This window comes from Vibrio sp. PID23_8 (genome assembly GCF_003584965.1).
In the GTDB taxonomy this organism is placed as follows: domain Bacteria; phylum Pseudomonadota; class Gammaproteobacteria; order Enterobacterales; family Vibrionaceae; genus Vibrio.
In genome coordinates this window covers 160,541-178,556 of record NZ_LIXE01000004.1, presented here as the reverse complement: position 1 = coordinate 178,556, position 18,016 = coordinate 160,541, and the positions used below count along the sequence as shown (strand labels likewise).

13 protein-coding genes are annotated in these 18,016 nt (G+C 46.6%); 4 read left to right on the top strand and 9 right to left on the bottom strand.

Annotated elements, in window-relative coordinates; all coding sequences use genetic code 11:
• The first annotated feature begins 154 nt into the window (after positions 1 to 154).
• From zapG to degS, 3 genes are all read left to right on the top strand, one after another.
• Positions 155 to 598: a Z-ring associated protein ZapG gene (gene zapG, locus AK966_RS09775; RefSeq protein WP_099078845.1), complete on the top strand. Its 444-nt coding sequence runs from the start codon at positions 155 to 157 to the stop codon at positions 596 to 598.
• A gap of 249 nt (positions 599 to 847) precedes the next feature.
• Positions 848 to 2,215 (top strand): Do family serine endopeptidase, encoded by a 1,368-nt coding sequence (locus AK966_RS09770; RefSeq protein WP_119464054.1) that lies wholly within the window; start codon positions 848 to 850, stop codon positions 2,213 to 2,215.
• Positions 2,216 to 2,334: 119 nt separating this feature from the next.
• Positions 2,335 to 3,402: an outer membrane-stress sensor serine endopeptidase DegS gene (degS, locus tag AK966_RS09765; RefSeq protein ID WP_099078843.1), complete on the top strand. Its 1,068-nt coding sequence runs from the start codon at positions 2,335 to 2,337 to the stop codon at positions 3,400 to 3,402.
• Between the two features lie 40 nt (positions 3,403 to 3,442).
• Here degS and parC read toward each other — a convergent pair whose 3' ends face one another.
• The 6 genes from parC to nudF form a co-directional block, all read right to left on the bottom strand.
• The gene (parC, locus tag AK966_RS09760; protein ID WP_099078842.1) at positions 3,443 to 5,728 is read right to left on the bottom strand and encodes a DNA topoisomerase IV subunit A; all 2,286 of its coding nucleotides are present in this window, start codon (positions 5,726 to 5,728) and stop codon (positions 3,443 to 3,445) included.
• 3 nt (positions 5,729 to 5,731) lie between these two features.
• On the bottom strand, positions 5,732 to 7,612 hold the full coding sequence (gene parE / locus AK966_RS09755; RefSeq protein ID WP_099078841.1) for a DNA topoisomerase IV subunit B: 1,881 nt from the start codon (positions 7,610 to 7,612) through the stop codon (positions 5,732 to 5,734).
• Between the two features lie 250 nt (positions 7,613 to 7,862).
• Positions 7,863 to 8,447: an esterase YqiA gene (gene yqiA, locus AK966_RS09750; protein ID WP_119464053.1), complete on the bottom strand. Its 585-nt coding sequence runs from the start codon at positions 8,445 to 8,447 to the stop codon at positions 7,863 to 7,865.
• A gap of 54 nt (positions 8,448 to 8,501) precedes the next feature.
• Positions 8,502 to 9,308, bottom strand: a complete 807-nt coding sequence (gene cpdA, locus AK966_RS09745; protein WP_119464052.1) for a 3',5'-cyclic-AMP phosphodiesterase — start codon at positions 9,306 to 9,308, stop codon at positions 8,502 to 8,504.
• A 62-nt stretch (positions 9,309 to 9,370) separates the two neighbouring features.
• Positions 9,371 to 9,814 carry a DUF1249 family protein gene (locus AK966_RS09740; protein WP_099078838.1) on the bottom strand — a complete coding sequence of 148 codons (444 nt, stop codon included), beginning with the start codon at positions 9,812 to 9,814 and terminating at the stop codon, positions 9,371 to 9,373.
• A gap of 23 nt (positions 9,815 to 9,837) precedes the next feature.
• Complete coding sequence (gene nudF / locus AK966_RS09735; RefSeq protein ID WP_099078837.1) at positions 9,838 to 10,464, bottom strand: ADP-ribose diphosphatase; 627 nt, start codon at positions 10,462 to 10,464, stop codon at positions 9,838 to 9,840.
• Between the two features lie 231 nt (positions 10,465 to 10,695).
• On the opposite strand from nudF, the gene tolC reads away from it, so the two are divergent.
• Positions 10,696 to 12,024, top strand: a complete 1,329-nt coding sequence (gene tolC, locus AK966_RS09730) for an outer membrane channel protein TolC (protein WP_119464051.1) — start codon at positions 10,696 to 10,698, stop codon at positions 12,022 to 12,024.
• Positions 12,025 to 12,287: 263 nt separating this feature from the next.
• Here tolC and hldE read toward each other — a convergent pair whose 3' ends face one another.
• From hldE to AK966_RS09715, 3 genes are all read right to left on the bottom strand, one after another.
• On the bottom strand, positions 12,288 to 13,718 hold the full coding sequence (hldE, locus tag AK966_RS09725; RefSeq protein ID WP_099078835.1) for a bifunctional D-glycero-beta-D-manno-heptose-7-phosphate kinase/D-glycero-beta-D-manno-heptose 1-phosphate adenylyltransferase HldE: 1,431 nt from the start codon (positions 13,716 to 13,718) through the stop codon (positions 12,288 to 12,290).
• 66 nt (positions 13,719 to 13,784) lie between these two features.
• The gene (glnE, locus tag AK966_RS09720) at positions 13,785 to 16,628 is read right to left on the bottom strand and encodes a bifunctional [glutamate--ammonia ligase]-adenylyl-L-tyrosine phosphorylase/[glutamate--ammonia-ligase] adenylyltransferase (RefSeq protein ID WP_119464050.1); all 2,844 of its coding nucleotides are present in this window, start codon (positions 16,626 to 16,628) and stop codon (positions 13,785 to 13,787) included.
• Between the two features lie 101 nt (positions 16,629 to 16,729).
• On the bottom strand, positions 16,730 to 17,986 hold the full coding sequence (locus tag AK966_RS09715) for a methyl-accepting chemotaxis protein (protein WP_119464049.1): 1,257 nt from the start codon (positions 17,984 to 17,986) through the stop codon (positions 16,730 to 16,732).
• Between the last annotated feature and the right edge of the window lie 30 nt (positions 17,987 to 18,016).

The window sequence follows — 18,016 nt, the reverse complement described above, 5'->3', positions numbered from 1 at the left end:
AGGGTCAGTTTTGAGATAAGAGAGAAGTAGTTATCAGTCCCCGAAAACATACCGCTAATTTTCTTTATCGACTGTGCAAGCCATAGTAACATGGTCAAGCACTGCATGTAACTAAGTAGTAATAGACTTGTTAAAACAACTGTAAGGAGCAGTTATGCCTTGGATTTATGCCATTGTGGGTTTGCTGGTCGGTACCATCGTAGGCGTCATCATTAGTCGACTAACCACACCAGAATACAAAAAACAAAAGTCTGTACAAAAGGAGCTGGAAGCTGCCAAATTTGAATTAGAACAGCAACGCCAAGAGCTGGTCGATCATTTTGCACAAACAGCAGAGATGCTAGATACCCTAGGTAAAGATTACACCAAGCTGTACCAGCATATGGCAAAGACCTCTTCAGAGCTTCTGCCTAACTTGCCTGAACAAGATAACCCATTCGATAAAAAAGCGGCGATGTCTTCGGAACAAATTGAAGAAGATCAGCCTGATGCCAATAAGCAACCAAAAGATTACGCTAATGGCGCAACAGGGCTGTTGAAGGTTCAAGAAAAAGAAATCATCAAAGCGCCTGAAGTCATTACCGCTAAAGCATCATAACGATGCCTGCCTTCCTTAGGGTCAATACAGAGACTTTTTTATCAATTTGTATTGACCCTATTTGAACTTTTCAGAAATAACTCATCTCTAACTTGCAGTGAACTGCCTTTACCTTGTGATTATTCGAACCGCCCCTATATAAAAATAGGCCGCATAGACTCTCAGGCTGTTTTTATGCAGCTTAGAATTCGACAGCGACAAACTCGAATATTTCTTTTTGGCAGACCCGTTATCTAGAGGAGTAATTGGATGAAAAAACCTTTGCTTGCACTAACCGTTCTCTCTTTGAGCTTAAGTGCAATCATCACCCCTATTTCCGCTTCTGCAGCTCTTCCATTCAGTGTTGATGGCCAGCAGTTGCCTAGCCTTGCCCCAATGCTAGAAAAAGTGACCCCGGCGGTTGTGAGCATTGCAGTGGAAGGTAATCAAGTGCAATCCCGCCGAATTCCAGACCAATTTCAATTTTTCTTTGGTCCGGACTTTCCGGTAGAACAAACTCAAGAACGCCCTTTCCGTGGTTTAGGCTCAGGTGTCATCATTGATGCGAAGAAAGGTCAGATCGTAACCAACTATCATGTCATTAAAGGCGCGGATGATATTCGGGTACGCCTCCATGACGGCCGTGAGTACGATGCTAAACTGGTTGGCGGTGATGAAATGTCTGACATTGCGCTACTAAAACTCGAAAAAGCCAAAAACCTTACTCAGATTCATGTTGCCGATTCTGATCAACTGCGTGTAGGGGATTTTACAGTGGCTATCGGTAATCCATTCGGTTTAGGCCAAACGGTAACATCTGGTATTGTTTCAGCGCTTGGGCGCAGCGGCTTGAATGTCGAGAACTTTGAAAACTTCATTCAAACGGATGCGGCTATCAACAGCGGTAACTCTGGCGGCGCTTTGGTTAACCTCAATGGCGAACTGATCGGTATTAACACAGCGATCCTAGGCCCGAATGGCGGTAATGTCGGTATTGGCTTCGCGATTCCATCCAATATGATGAAAAGCCTCACCGAGCAAATCCTTGAATTTGGCGAAGTGAAACGCGGCATGCTAGGTGTTCAAGGGGGCGAAATGACCTCAGAGCTCGCAAAAGCGCTGGGCTATGAATCAAGCAAAGGCGCTTTCGTTAGCCAAGTGGTACCTGACAGTGCCGCCGCTAAAGCGGGTCTACAAGCCGGGGATGTGATTGTTTCAATCAACGGAAAATCCATCAATACCTTCTCCGAACTACGAGCAAAGGTGGCAACCTTAGGTGCTGGTAAAGAGATTACGCTTGGCGTAATTCGTGATGGAAAGAGCAAGAACTTTGACGTCACGCTCGGCAAGTCAAACACGGTGAAAGCCAAAGCAGAAAACTTGCATGAAGGTCTAAAAGGCGCGGTGTTAGGTAATACAACCTCTAGCGATCCGATACAAGGGGTTAAAATCACCAGTGTGGAAGCGAACTCTCCGGCGGCACAGTTCCAACTCGAGCAAGGGGACATCATAATTGGTGTAAATCGCAAACGCGTTAAGAACTTAGCTGACCTACGAGCAATTGCTGAAAATTACAAAGGGGTATTAGCTCTAAATATCCAACGAGGCGATCAAACTATCTACCAAGTCGTACGTTGATCATTTGAATCACCTCTCTAAAGAGCAGTATGGAATCATGCTGCTCTTTTGTTATTCATCAATGTAATGCTATCCTTCATTTTTCTATGCCATTTTAGGCATCTATGCATGGAGAGGATATGCTTAGCTTTTTGTTACGTTCTGTCTTTTTAGGCTTAGCAACGGCCATTATTGTGTTACTCGCCGTTCCATCACTGCGTAGCAACCTCATTCCTGCCGATCTCGTCGATCCGAAGCCTCACAATATCGCTTCACTTGAAGTCTCTTTTAACCAGGCAGTAAGAAAAGCCGCTCCGGCCGTGGTTAATATCTACAGCCGTAAGTACGTGGAAAATGATCGCAGTAAGCTATCGACGCAAGGTCTAGGCTCTGGCGTGATCGTCAGCGAAAAAGGCTACATCATCACGAACTACCATGTTGTCGCTCAAGCTGATCAAATTGTCGTCGCACTGCAAGATGGTCGCGTTGCGGCTGCACAGTTAGTTGGTACAGATAAGAGAACCGATATTGCCATCTTGCGTGTAGAAGGGTCGAATCTTCCGGTCATTCCACTCAACCCGGAATACAAACCTCAAGTTGGTGATGTGGTACTGGCTATCGGCAATCCATATAACTTAGGTCAAACTACCACCTTCGGTATTATCTCTGCGACAGGCCGTTCATCAATTAGTGATGGTCGCCAAGCCTTTATCCAAACCGATGCCGCTATCAATGAAGGTAACTCAGGGGGAGCCTTAGTGAATACTCAAGGGGAGTTGGTTGGCATCAACACGGCCTCTTTCCAACAAGCGACTGACTTAGAAACTTATGGTATTTCTTTTGCGATTCCAGCCCCATTGGCGAATAAGATCATGCAGAAGATCATTGCCGATGGCCGAGTCATTCGTGGCTATATTGGCATTGATGGGCAGGATATCAATGCAGTAACGGCTCGCTTACTTGGTAATGAACATATTGGTGGCATCATCGTGCTCGGCATTGATCCAAACGGCCCAGCAAGCACCGCAGGCTTTGAGCCACAAGACATCATTATTAGCATTAACGGTACCAAAGTTCAGGGACGCCAAAGCGTCATGGATATTGTTACTGACTTACGTCCCGGGACGACTGTCGATGTCGGTATTATCCGCAAAGGCAAAAAGATAAATCTAAAAGTCACCATCGCCGAAGACAAGCAAGAAGCATAAAAAAAACCCAGCCATTGGCTGGGATTTTTATTTGTTCGCATTATTCGCTTTCGTTAGGTTCTTCTGCTTTCTGAGATGTACCCAGTTCAACTTCAACTTGCGTTACGCGCTGTAAACCTCTTGGTAATAAGCCGCCTCGGCGACCGCGCTCACCACGGAAGTTATCCAGATCAGCAGGTTTCAGCCCTAGCTTGCGTTTCCCTGCATACAGAGTCAGAGAAGCGCCCTGTGGCAACGCCATCAAATGCGACAATACTTCTTCACGCTCTTTCGCTTTTGCGGCAGGAATGTTAATGATCTTGTTCCCCTTGCCTTTCGCCAATTGCGGCAGGTCCTTAATTGGGAACAGCAACATACGCCCTTGGTTAGTGATCGCTAAGATTTCATCCGAATCCAAGTCTTCAATTGTCTTCGGTGTCATGATTTCTGAGTTAGCAGGTAGAGTGACTAATGCTTTACCACTGCGGTTCTTCGACAACAAATCAGAGCCTTTACAAACAAAACCGTAACCTGCGTCAGACCCCACCAGCCATAACTGCTCTTCTTCACCCATGAACACTTGACGAATGCTGCTGCCAGCAGTGATATTCAAGCGACCAGTAATTGGCTCACCTTGGCTTCGCGCAGACGGCAATGAATGCGATTCAAGTGAGTAGCTTCGGCCATCACTGCCAAAGAACACTGCTTGCTGGTTACTCTTACCACGCGCATGCGCTAGGTATTTATCACCAGACTTGTAGCTTAGGCCTTCTGCATCCACATCATGACCTTTCGCGTGACGAATCCAGCCTTTCTCTGAAAGCACAACCGTAATTGGCTCACTTGGTACTAGATCACGCTCAGTCAGCGCTTTTGCTTCTGCACGTTCAACCATTGGAGAGCGGCGGTCATCACCGTATTTCTCAGCATCTGCTTTGATTTCTTTCTTCAGTAGTGTATTTAGACGACGCTCTGAACCCAGTAGTTGCTCTAGCTTCTCACGTTCTTTCTCTAGCTCGTCTTGCTCACCACGGATCTTCATCTCTTCAAGTTTTGCTAAGTGACGAAGTTTGGTATCTAAAATCGCATCCGCTTGAATATCGGTAATCCCGAAACGAGCCATCAGTACTGCTTTGGGATCGTCTTCTGTCCGAATGATTTCAATCACTTCATCTAGGTTTAGGTAAGCAATCAACAAACCTTCCAAGATGTGTAGACGAGCCATTACTTTATCTAGGCGGTACTGTAAGCGGCGACGTACCGTTGTGCGACGGAATTCAATCCACTCTGACAAGATCTGTACCAGGCCTTTAACTTGGGGACGATTGTCGAGACCAATCATGTTCAAGTTAACTCGGTAGCTGCGCTCAAGATCCGTTGATGCGAACAAGTGGTTCATCAACAAGTCGCAATCGACGCGGTTTGATTTTGGTACCACCACGATGCGAGTTGGGTTTTCATGATCCGATTCATCGCGAAGATCGTCAACCATCGGCAGTTTCTTCGCACGCATTTGGTTGGCGATTTGCTCAAGCAGTTTCGCACCCGATACTTGGTGAGGCAGAGAAGTGATGACAATATCGGCACCTTCTTTATGCCATACTGCGCGCATTTTAATGCTACCGCGACCGTTACGGTAGATCTTCTCAATCTCTGCTTTAGGCGACGTGATCTCAGCTTCCGTTGGGTAGTCAGGACCTTTTACATACTCCATCACATCAGACAATTCCGCTTTCGGATTGTCGATAAGGTGAATCGTTGCCTCTGCCACTTCACGAACGTTGTGAGGTGGGATATCTGTCGCCATACCAACCGCAATACCCGTGACACCATTCAACAGGATATGAGGCAAACGTGCAGGCAACATTTGTGGCTCTTTCATCGTGCCATCAAAGTTTGGTTGCCATTCCACCGTACCTTGGCCTAACTCACCTAGCAGTACTTCAGCAAACTTAGACAGTTTTGCTTCGGTATAACGCATTGCCGCGAACGATTTCGGGTCGTCCGGCGCACCCCAGTTGCCCTGACCGTCTACCAGAGGATAACGGTAAGAGAACGGCTGTGCCATTAATACCATTGCTTCGTAACACGCTGAGTCACCGTGCGGGTGGTATTTACCCAGTACGTCACCAACGGTACGCGCGGATTTTTTGTATTTTGCTGATGCCGATAGACCCAGCTCCGACATCGCGTAAATGATGCGTCGTTGAACCGGTTTCAAACCATCGCCAATGTATGGCAATGCACGATCCATAATGACGTACATCGAGTAGTTCAGATAAGCGTCTTCGGTGAACTTGCGCATCGGCAATTGTTCAACGCCATCGTAGGTAATTTCTGTAGACATCCGTTAAACCTCTGCCATATCGCCGTTATTTTGAAGCCAAGCACGGCGATCATCTGCTCGTTTCTTACCAAGCAGCATGTCCATCATCTCCATAGTCGCATCAGCGTCATCAATGGTTAACTGAACTAAACGACGTGTGTTTGGATCCATGGTTGTTTCACGCAGCTGAAGTGGGTTCATCTCACCCAGACCTTTAAATCGCTGTACGTTGATTTTGGCTTTCTTCTTCGATAATCGCTCAAGGACACCATCTTTTTCGTCATCATCTAGGGCATAGAACACTTCTTTACCACAGTCGATACGATACAGAGGTGGCATTGCCACATAGATATGACCCGCCTCAACAAGAGCACGGAAGTGACGCGTGAACAGTGCGCATAACAGTGTTGCGATGTGCAGACCGTCCGAGTCCGCATCGGCAAGGATACACACTTTACCGTAACGTAGACCATCGAGATTGTCGTTATCAGGATCAATACCCAATGCAACAGAGATATCATGCACTTCTTGGGAAGCAAGCACTTGGTCTGCAGATACTTCCCACGTATTCAGGATCTTACCGCGTAGTGGCATCACCGCTTGGAATTCACGGTCACGCGCTTGTTTTGCACTGCCGCCCGCCGAGTCACCCTCTACAAAGAAGATTTCAGTACGATTTAAGTCTTGTACCGAACAGTCAGTCAACTTACCTGGCAGTGCTGGGCCTGACGCGACTTTCTTACGTACGACTTTTTTGCTCGCGCGCATACGACGGTGTGCGTTAGCAATACAGACTTCAGCCAGCTGCTCTGCCAGTTGTGGCTTCTCGTTCAACCATAGGCTGAAAGCGTCTTTTACCACACCAGAAACAAATGCTGCGGTTTGACGAGAAGAGAGACGCTCTTTGGTCTGACCAGCAAATTGAGGATCTTGGATCTTAACCGACAGAACGTATGAACAGCGGTCGAAAACGTCATCACCGGTTAGCTTCACGCCACGAGGAAGCAGATTGCGGAATTCACAGAACTCACGCATCGCATCAAGTAGGCCTTGACGCAGACCATTAACGTGCGTGCCACCTTGCGCGGTTGGAATCAGGTTAACGTAGCTTTCGGTGATCATCTCACCGCCTTCAGGCTGCCAAATTACCGCCCAGTTTGCCGCTTCAGTCTCTGCTGAAAACTCACCAGTAAAAGGCTCTTCAGGCATGACTGGGTAGCCTTTAACGCCTTCTGCCAGATAGTCTTTTAAACCATCCTCATAAAACCACTTGTAGTCTTTGCCGTTCACTTTATCCGTGAAGGTAATTTCTAGACCAGGACACAACACCGCTTTCGCTCGTAGGTTGTTCACCAAGCGAGTCACAGAGAAGTTCGCTGAATCAAAATACTTTGCATCTGGCCAGAAATGCACACTCGTACCACGGTTACGACGGCCACACGTCCCCGTTACGGTGAGGTCAGAAACCTTGTCACCATGTTCAAAAGCGATGTCATATACCTGACCATCACGGCGAACGGTCACTTCAACACGCTTAGACAGCGCATTTACTACCGAAATACCAACGCCATGCAGACCACCAGAGAATTGGTAATTCTTATTGGAAAATTTACCACCAGCATGAAGCTTACATAGGATCAGTTCAACGCCTGATACTTTCTCTTCTGGGTGGATATCAACTGGCATGCCGCGACCATCATCGATCACTTCTAGTGATTGGTCCGCATGTAAGATGACTTGTACTTTTGAGGCATGTCCGGCTAGCGCTTCATCGACACTGTTATCGATAACTTCTTGGCCCAAGTGGTTTGGGCGCGCTGTATCCGTATACATCCCTGGTCGGCGACGTACTGGCTCCAAGCCATTTAGTACTTCAATGGCACCAGCATTATATTGTTCAGTCATAATACGGAATTGTTCTCAAAGTTTACTTGTAACCCGAGCCTCACCCACTGGTAAGCCCTACTCGAGAAACGAAAAAACTACTCCGTCTGCATACTTACCCATCGATAAATTCGTGCATAACAAAGTAGTCAGGGCTTCATACCCTTAAGATCTTTTCGGCAAAACATAGTCGGAAAGCATGCCGTCTATGTCAAGAAACGCTTGGATATATCAATAAAAACTATGAGCCTATGCCCATCGCCTCTTCAATTTACAGTTTTAGGAATTCAATGATTTGCGCAGGATAGCGTTCAAATCCAACAAAACTGTGATCACCGCCTTCTTCTACCGTTTGCTTAGCATCAGCAAACTTTTCTACTGCTTGGCGATAGTCCAACACTTCATCCTCTGTTTGTTGTAACAACCAGAAAGATTGAGGTGACGCGATGCTTTGTACATCAAGAGCTTTTAATTCGTCAATATGATGTGCTTCAAGTGTATAGCTTTCGTGCGTATATGGGTTGGTTTGATCACCTAAGTAATCTAATAAAAGCTCATATGGCTTAACTGCCGGGTTAACTACCACTGCGCGAAAACCAAACTTAGCGTTCAGCCATGTCGACATATAACCGCCCAATGAGCTGCCAACGACACCGATGCTGTAGTCTTGTTTATGTCGATCAATGATCTCTAATAAACACAAAGCGGCTTGCTGAGGAAAACACGGTAACTGAGGAATAATGACCTTGATATCTGGGCGATGTTGCTCACAGAATGCTTTCATGATGTTTGCCTTCATTGAGAGCGGCGAACTATTGAAACCATGGATGTACAATAATAACGAGGGTTTACTCATAAAAGCCTCACACGAAAAGCAAGCCCGAACATAAGGTTCGGGCATGATAGTTGATTAGTATCCGTTGGAAGCAAAGTCAGGCAAGAACAAGCCATCTGCTAAGCGACTGACTTGCGTGGTTATCTCACCATTGCGATGCAGCTCTAACTCACGCCATCCTGGTGATTGTACATCAAGCGCAAAATCATCGGAGTTTGGTTTGAACTGCACACAAGTCGAAGGCGTTGCCATCACTCGAATGCCATTATGGAGAACATTCATATCTTGGTGAACATGGCCACACAAAATGCCTTTCACATTCTCAAACCTTTCAACAATTTGCCAAAATGCTTCCGCGTCTTTAAGCGTATGTTGATCAAGCCAAGCACTGCCAACCAAAAGTGGATGATGATGCAATAGCACCAAAGTGTACCGCTGCGGATTTTCAGTTAGCTTTTCTTCTAGTAGCGACAATTGCTGGTCGCTCAAACGACCGTGTGGTACACCCACGACTTGTGAATCCAATAGAACCAACTGCCAGCATTCCCCCAGAAGTCGATGTTCTACCGATTGTATTTGCAAAGAAGGCAGTATGCTGCCCATATTGGGTTTGTAGTCATGATTGCCCGGCAGCCAGAAACAGTCTTTTTCTAGCGGAGCAATTCCCTCAGCAAAACGCTGATAGGACTCTGCACTATGATCTTGAGAAATGTCACCTGTTGCCAAAATATAGTCAAACGGCACCTGACGGTGTTGAACTTCTTGTACCACGGAGGTAAAACTATCGGCGGTTCTTACGCTCAGCAAGCTTCCCTCGTCTGCGGCAAACAGATGAGTATCCGTAATTTGTAGTAGTTTGATGCTGTCACTCGATGATTGCAAAATGAAAACCTAACTCGTCCACTATATTGTTTTTTATTATTTTTCCCGTGAAGGCGTGATGATTAATTGAAAGCAAGCGGTGTCCTACTGATACCACTTCGTAAACAAAACGTCAGCCATTCGCCAAGGAAGGTATTAAGTTGATGCTTTTCATCTTTTTGCATCAGCTGATCATTGGGATAATCATATTTAGCTTTTATGCGAGAGAAATCTCCACTCGAGCAGACTTCAGCGACTCTCGCATCGTGATAAAGCCTGACAGACATCTTCGGTAAAGGAAATACTGGTGTGTCATCACTCTGACATATCTCAACAACCGTGGTGTATTTTGTGATTTCATTCACGGTCAGTTGATAAACCATGTTTGCAGCCTGATAGCAACGAACATCACCCACTTCGGCACAAGCAGGCAGCAGCGCGTTGAGCTTAGCATAGTTAGTCTCATATGTTCTCATCAGACCCGCTAAGTCGACATGATATCGCTGTTTATCCGCCACTTGCACCATTACTTACTCTCCATTGATGGGGCTTATCCCCACTGTGTTTTCAATTCTTGGTGGTTTAATTGCAACCATTGCAAAGCAATGATAGATGCACCATTTTCAAATTTTCCACTTTTCACCCATTGATACGCTTTTTCGCGACTGATCACATGGACTCGAATGTCTTCATCTTCATAGTCTAAACCATGAATGCCATGCGCTTTAGATGCATCGACCTCGCCGACAAAAACATCTAGTTTTTCAGAGCAGCCACCAGAAGAAGGGTAATAAGAGGTTACCGCAGCAATCCGCTTCACTTGTATACCCGCTTCTTCTTCCGCTTCACGACGAATGACGTCTTCAGCTGATTCTTCACGATCAATCATGCCAGCCACAATTTCCAACTGCCATGGGGAATGATGCTCTAATGCCCCTACGCGAATCTGTTCAATGATCACAACCTGATCCGTCACCGGGTCATACGGTAGCATCGCTGCCGCATGCCCACGTTCGAACATTTCTCGCTCAACAATACCGCTCCAACCACCAGCAAATAATCTATGCTTAAAACGGTATTTCACCATTTTAAAGAAGCCTTTAAAGACGGTTTCCTTTGAGATTATATCCACATCTTGTGGGGTAAACTCGTTCTGTTGCTTGTCACATTGTTGCATCGAACACCTCTCAGAGTGAATCTTGTAGTTTACTCATTCTTATTCGCATGCTCAAAGGACTTGGCTCAACTTTTTGTACAATAGTTATAAATTATTTTAAACCTATTCATTAAATGCTTATCGTACAGCTGGATGGTTATGTGTAAAAAAGTGCAATGTTTAGAGTAAATATCGCTCAAATTGAGTTAAACTACTGAGAATTAAACAATCTATTGACCGCGGGAATGGAAAATGAAAAAACTGCTTCCACTATTTATTAGTGCAGCGCTAGGTAGCATGAGCACGTCTGCATGGGCTGACTCTCTTACTGAGATCTATGACTTAGCCAAACAAAATGACCCACAACTGCTTAGTGCTGCTGCACAACGTGATGCGGCATTTGAAGCTATCACATCTAGCCGCAGTGCCCTGTTACCACAAATCAATCTAACGGCGGGATATAATTTAACTCGCGGAGATACCGATTTAGATAGTGTCAGAAATAATCGCTCTAATGACAAAAACACATTGTCTGCTGGTGTCGGTTTATCTCAAGAGCTTTACAACCGTACGTCTTGGATAACCCTTGATATCGCAGAAAAAACGGCACGCGAGGCCGACGCGTCATACGCGGCGACCCAACAAGGTTTAATCCTTCGTGTATCACAAGCGTATTTCGAAGTACTGCGTGCTCAAGATAACCTTGGCTTTGTACGTGCGGAAAAAGCCGCAGTTGGCCGCCAGTTAGAGCAGACTAAACAGCGCTTTGAAGTCGGTCTATCAGCAATCACTGACGTTTATGACGCACAAGCGCAGTATGATTCTGTATTAGCAAATGAAATTCTAGCTCAAAATGATCTACTCAATAGTTATGAAGCCATTCGTGAAATTACAGGACAAGAACCAAAAACACTGGATCAGCTTGATACTAAACGCTTCTCAGCTAGCCCTTCGAACACCCCTATCAATGCGCTGATCGATGAAGCGAAAAGCAAAAACTTAAGCCTTTTATCAACACGCATAGCACAAGATATTGCACGCGAAAACATCGCACTTGCAAGTTCTGGTCACCTGCCGACGCTATCGCTAGATGGTGGCTACAATTATGCTGATATTTCTCAAAGTGACGACAGTGATGGTACGACCAATAATTTCAATGTAGGCCTCAATCTTGCTGTCCCGCTATACACTGGTGGCAAAATCACCTCTTTGACAAAACAGGCTGAATTCAATTACGTCTCTGCGAGTGAAAATCTAGAAAAAGAATACCGCAGTGTCGTCTCCAATGTTCGTGCACAGAATAACAACATCAACGCCTCGATTGGTGCGCTAAAAGCTTACGAACAAACGGTTATTTCTGCTAAAGCCGCTTTAGAAGCAACAGAAGCCGGCTTTGATGTGGGTACACGTACTATCGTTGACGTACTAGATTCAACTCAAAGTCTGTACAATGCAAACAAAAACCTGTCTGATGCACGTTACAACTACATCTTAAGCGTTCTGCAACTACGCCAAGCGGTGGGGACACTGAGCGAGCAAGATATACTCGATATTGACGCAGGCCTAAAGCCAGCAAGCTAAACATCAGGTTGAAATGAACAAATGCCGGTAAGTTTTCTCGCTGGCGTTTTTTACGCTTTAATTATCACTGGGTTCAAAGTTTGTTCCCTCTCCTTTCTAAGGGGAGGGTTAGGGAGGGGGCCGCTCTTCGGACATTAACCCCCTCTAACTCCCCCCTTAAAAAGGGGGGGAGGATCACATCGCGTTCGTTTCTAGTTCAGCGCCACAAAAAAGAAAAGGTCACTCAAAAGCGACCTTTACTCATTAGGTTAGCGAGAAAAAACTTACCCTTTACCACCTTTAATCGCATTGATGATTTCACTAGTTGAGCAGCCGTCTTCAAAGTTCAAGACGCGCACTTCACCACCAGCAGCAACCACTTCTTTACCACCAGCGATCTCTTCTGGTTTGTAGTCGCCACCTTTTACAAGCAAGCTTGGCAGTACTTCGGAAATCAGACGCTGTGGCGTATCTTCACTGAATGGAACCACCCAGTCCACTGCACCAAGTCCAGCCAATACCGCCATACGGCGATCCGTCGGGTTTACAGGACGGCCCGGACCTTTCAAACGCTTAACAGACTCATCCGTATTCACCGCAACAATCAGACGGTCACCGAGCTGGGCAGCATGATTTAGGTAGGAAACGTGCCCCGCATGAAGAATGTCGAAGCAACCATTGGTCATGACCACTTTCTCACCTTTCGCGCGCGCTTTCTTCACCGCGTCAATCAATGCTTGTTCCGAAATCACACCAAAATCGGTGTCTTGGCTACCGTGAACCGCTTCTGCCAATTCAATCTCAGACAGCGTTGAGGTACCAAGTTTGCCCACCACGACGCCAGCAGCAGCATTTGCGAGTGCACACGCTTCTTCAAAGGATTTACCCGCAGCGACTGACGATGCTAATACAGAAATCACCGTATCGCCTGCACCTGTCACGTCGTACACTTCTTTTGCTTGTGTTGGCAGGTGGAATGGCTTCTGACCACGACGAATCAATGTCATGCCGTTTTCACTGCGTGTGACCAACAAAGCTTCAAAGTCAAACTCTTCAACCAGCGCAAGGGCTTTTTCTTCCAGGTCTTGTTCCGACTTCACTTTACCGACCACATCTTCAAACTCTTTCATGTTTGGTGTCAGCAGCGTGGCGCCACGGTAGCGTTCAAAATCAACACCTTTCGGGTCAATGAATACTGGCACGTTCGCCGCGCGAGCTTTTTGGATATAAGCCTGAACATGCTCTAAAGAGCCTTTTGCGTAGTCAGACAGGAGCACCGCCTGCACGTTAGGCAACGCCATTTCCATGCGTGACAGCACAGGTTCAGGATCGGTGTTTTCAAACTTGTCTTCAAAATCTAAACGGATCAACTGTTGACCACGGCTCATCACACGCAGTTTGGTGATAGTTGGGTATTCAGGTAATGCGACGAAGTCACACTTTACTTTTAAAGACGTTAGCGTTTCCGTTAGTACCTTCGCCGGTTCATCCATGCCCGTCAGACCAACAATGTGAGCGTGCCCACCTAATGAGGCAATGTTCATCGCGACGTTCGCAGCACCACCCGGGCGCTCTTCATTGTTTTCTACTTTTACAACAGGCACAGGCGCTTCAGGAGAGATTCGTCCCGTTGGGCCATACCAGTAACGATCTAGCATGACATCACCGATGATGAGCACACCAGCGCTGCTGTAATCAGGTAGAATTGGTTTCATTATTGGTCTCCAAAAATTAAATCATGGTGAGTTTAACACAGCCCTTATCTAGGCAGAACCTTGTACTTAGGCAAGCCATTGATTCCAAGCTTGCTTCACCCACTCTCTTTCTGCAACAAACTTATCTTCAGCGACGTCCGCGTCCAAGTTAAGCAAATTACGTCGATGAATTTCGTCACGCATTGATGTATAGGCACGTGTGAGTTGCATCGCTTGATCTTCGTCCATCACGCCTTGACCAATCAAGGTCTCAAAGACACGCACATTGTCGCACCAACGCGTTAACTTCGGCTTAGTGTGACTGTAGTTAAGGACCAAGTATTGGGCGAGAAACTCAATATCCGTAATGCCACCTTGATCTTGCTTGAGCATAAAACGTCCCGCTTTTTTTCCACCAAGATGGTCACGCATTTTTTCACGCATCTCCACTACCGCTTTCTTCAGTGTCTCTTGCTCTCGTTCTTTGCAGAGAACATCGTGACGAGTGTTGTGGAAAGCGATTGCTAGCGGGTCATCACCATAAATCATGCGAGCGCGCACTAACGCTTGGTGCTCCCACGTCCACGCATCTTGATGCTGGTAATCATCAAACGCATCGGTTGGGCTAACCAGCAAACCTGAAGCGCCAGAGGGACGTAATCGAGTGTCCACTTCGTATAAAATACCTGATGCGGTGCGGGTAGAGAAAATATGGATGATGCGCTGCGCTAGGCGAAGGTAGAACTGACGCCCATCAATTTCTTTCTTGCCATCGGTGTACACATTTACTGGGCAATCGTGCATGAACACAATATCGAGATCGGAGTTGTAACCCAGTTCCCAGCCCCCCACTTTGCCATAACCAATCACTGCAAAGCCTTTGCCTTCACGATCTTTGACGTGTGTTGGCTCTCCATATTTTTCCGATACTTGTAGCCATGCTTGGCTTACTACTGCTTCGACAATAGCCTCTGCGAGGTAGGTTAAGTGGTCACTCACTTTCATTACGGGTAACACTCCCGCAATGTCTGCGGCAGCAATGCGCAAGATGCAGATTTGCTTGAACTGACGCAGTGCTTCCATCTGCTGCTCCATATCATCTTCAGGAATACGAGCAAGAAAATCACGTAACTCCGTCCGGTAACTATCGAGCGGGATAGGATTATACAAATGTTGCGGATCAATCAGCTCATCAAGCAAGATCGGGTATCGAGACAACTGTTCAGAAATCATCGGACTTGCGGTACACAAGCGCACGAGCTGAACCAGCGCCGCAGGATGTTCATCCAGCAACTCTAAATAGGTGGTTCTAGTGCAAATGTTATGCAGTAAATGCAATACGCGTGGCAAACCAAACTGCGCATCCGGGTGTGCAAATACCGCAGAGAACACTTTCGGCATTAGCTTCGTCAGTACTTCACGACCACGTGGCCCTAAGGTTTTCTTCGCCAGATCGGCTTTGAACTGCATGATGATCTTGGCGAGTTCTTCGGACCTCTCAACTTTAATGTCTTGTTGCAGAACAAGCTCAATCACGTCTTGCTTCGTCGCCATGTCCCATAACTCATGAAAATGGCGCGCAACTGCTTCGGTTTCGTCCTCTTCGTCATCACCAATCAAAGATTCAAACACATGGTGCACATTGGCCATATGCTGTTGGGTTTGAGCCGCTAAATCGTCCCAATGAGCAAAACGCATCGCTATCGCTAACTTCAAGCGTTCATCCTCACTATCGGGTAAGGTTTGGGTTTGTTTATCCGCCATCGCTTGCAACAGGTTTTCTAACTGCCGTAAATACTTATAGGCCAACTTTAGATGTTCGACTTCCACTTTTGTTAGCAGACCTAATTCACCAATTGCCCGCAGCGTTTCTAACAAACCACGCCCTCGCAATGAGGGTTCGCGGCCACCACGAATCAGTTGGAATACTTGGGCGATAAACTCGATCTCGCGAATGCCGCCCGCCCCCAACTTAATATTGTTATTTAATCCTCGACGGCGCACTTCACTGCTGATCATCGACTTCATACGGCGCAACGATTGGATCGCACTAAAGTCGATGTAGCGGCGGAACACAAATGGACGCAACATTTGGCGTAGTTCTTGGTATTGCGGGTACATTTCGCAGCCCATGACACGCGCTTTGATCATCGCATAGCGCTCCCAGTCCCGGCCTTGTTCCTGGTAGTAGTCTTCCAACGCCGCGTAGCTCATCACCAATGGACCACTCTCACCAAATGGGCGTAAACGCATATCAACGCGATAGCAGAAGCCATCAAAGGTTTGCTGATCGAGTGCCTTAATAATGCGTTGTCCCAAACGAGTGAAGAACTGCGCATTGGCAATACTGCGTCGTGCACCTTGAGTTTCACCGTTTTCTGGGTAAGTGAAAATCAGATCGATATCAGAAGAGAAGTTCAGCTCTCCACCACCGAGCTTACCCATGCCGATGATCAGCATCGGTTGCGCTTCACCTTCGGCATTGGTTGGCGTGCCCCACTCGTTACAGCAGATCTTGTATTGCCATTGGTAGGTTTCGAAAATCATCGCTTCTGCTAATTGGGACAGATGACTCAATGATTCTTCTAACGTCCAAGTGTGGGTGAAATCTTTCCATGCGATATAGACCATTTCACGATTACGAAATTGGCGCAGCACGCGGTGTCCTGACATTTCATCTTGGCACTCGGCTAATAATGCAGCGAGATGCGCTCGATAAGCGTGTAGTCGACTGTTTTCGGCCAACATGGTTGGCAACGCTTGGGCAAGCTTCTCATCTCGATGAACCGTCTCCGTGATGAACTTACTTAAACCAGAGACGAAATGAAATTGCTCAGCAATTTCGGTTGGCCATTGCTGGGTGTATCCCGCTTGTTCTGCATATTGAAGCGCTGAATCGGCAACAGAAATCAGTGACGAAGGCAGTTGCATTTTTCTTCCTTGTTTGAAAGCCCCCTCTATTTATACCAGAGTTAGGGTAAATAAAAACGCCCACAAAAGGTTTGTGGGCGTTTAATCAATGGTTGTCAGGCTTAGACTTGGAAAGATTTAATCTTCCTATCTAGCTCACCCGCATTGTTTTGCATCATTTCAGAGGTTTCAAGTAACTCAGTCATCACCACAACAGAGGCTTCGACAAGCTCACGAACATTGGTTAAGTTCTGGCTCATCTCTTCTGCCACGCTGCTTTGCTGGCCCGATGCGGTTGCGATTTGGAAGTTCATGTCGTTAATTTGAGTCACCTGTCCAACGATGCCATCGAGCTCCGTGCCAGCATTCGACACCAACTCAACGCCTTCTGCCGCTTCCACGACACTTTTCTCCATCAACTCAACAGCCGATTCTGCACTGGTTTGCAATTGAGAGATCATCTCTTGAATTTCAATGGTGGCTTGCTGAGTGCGCTGCGCTAGGTTACGAACTTCATCCGCTACCACGGCAAAGCCACGTCCTGCTTCTCCTGCTCGGGCCGCTTCAATCGCGGCATTCAACGCGAGTAAATTGGTTTGTTCAGAAATACCTTGAATCGTACCAACGACACTACCAATCGCTTCAACACGCTCTTCAACTTGATTAACGGCATTCGCAGAGGAAGAGATATCGGAAGAGAGTTCGCTCATCTTAGACATCGTTCTTTGCAAGAATTTCTGTCCAGTCACCGCTTGAGTCGAGGCTTGCTCCGTCAGAGAAGAAGCGACTTGAGCGTGTTCCGCTACCGTCTGAACCGTAGAAGACATCTCACTCATGGCGGTAGCCAACTGGTCTATCTCGTTAAACTCATCTTGAGCCGACTCTTTCGTTTCTGACATGCTTAGTGTCATCACTTCTGTTAACGTGGCTAACTCATCAGAAGCATGGACTTGTAACTGAATCACATCATGCAATTGACGACGCGTTTTCTCTAGTTCACGAGCCACATCACCGTATTCATCTTTACAGTCCATGCCGAATGAAACCGAGAGATCTTTACTCGCCATCAGTTTAATCGCATCACTCAAGTATTGAGTTTGGCGCAGCATCACTCGTGCCGCTGCGAGTAACAAAACCACAAACACAGCAATTAATATCGCCGTTTGCCAGGCGACTTGAGTTAGGTAAGCATCGTAGTGTTGTTGAGCCACTTGCTCATTCTGGGTTGCGGCAAGAAGGGCATTATAAAAAGTATTCGCGTCCCATAATTGTTTCGACACAATCAAGATCGTACTGAAGACCATCAACATGACCATTTTAGGTACGAGTTTGATGTCGGATATCACCCTTTCCCACGGCTTAAATGCCAGCTTTTCCATTGTCAGTTCTCCACCGAGTCTTTATATTAC